This window comes from Bacillus cereus group sp. BfR-BA-01430 (assembly GCF_022663115.1).
GTDB lineage: Bacteria > Bacillota > Bacilli > Bacillales > Bacillaceae_G > Bacillus_A > Bacillus_A cereus_BD.
Window position 1 is genome coordinate 1 of sequence record NZ_JAKUEW010000076.1, and the last position, 399, is coordinate 399.

Consider the following 399-nt stretch of genomic DNA (forward strand, 5'->3'; position numbering starts at 1 on the left):
CCCTGTGAGAGTAGGACGTTGCCAGGCAAATGGAGGATTAGCTCAGCTGGGAGAGCACCTGCCTTACAAGCAGGGGGTCGGCGGTTCGATCCCGTCATCCTCCACCATATATGCCGGCTTAGCTCAATTGGTAGAGCAACTGACTTGTAATCAGTAGGTTGGGGGTTCAAGTCCTCTAGCCGGCACCAGTAACTATGGCGATTGTGGCGAAGTGGTTAACGCACCGGATTGTGGCTCCGGCATTCGTGGGTTCGATTCCCATCAGTCGCCCCATATTTTTAAAAATAGTATGCGGGTGTGGCGGAATTGGCAGACGCACCAGACTTAGGATCTGGCGCCTTTGGCGTGGGGGTTCGACTCCCTTCACCCGCACTTTTAATAAAATACTTATAACATGTC

4 tRNA genes are annotated in these 399 nt (G+C 52.6%); all 4 read left to right on the forward strand.

The features are described from left to right. Positions 1-31: 31 nt before the first annotated feature. Positions 32-107: transfer RNA gene (locus MR058_RS23000), tRNA-Val, on the forward strand. A gap of 5 nt (positions 108-112) precedes the next feature. Further along, positions 113-188, forward strand: a tRNA-Thr gene (locus MR058_RS23005). 9 nt (positions 189-197) lie between these two features. After that, positions 198-273: transfer RNA gene (locus MR058_RS23010), tRNA-His, on the forward strand. Positions 274-291: 18 nt separating this feature from the next. Continuing rightward, a tRNA-Leu gene (locus MR058_RS23015) sits at positions 292-372 on the forward strand. The last annotated feature ends 27 nt before the right edge of the window (positions 373-399 follow it).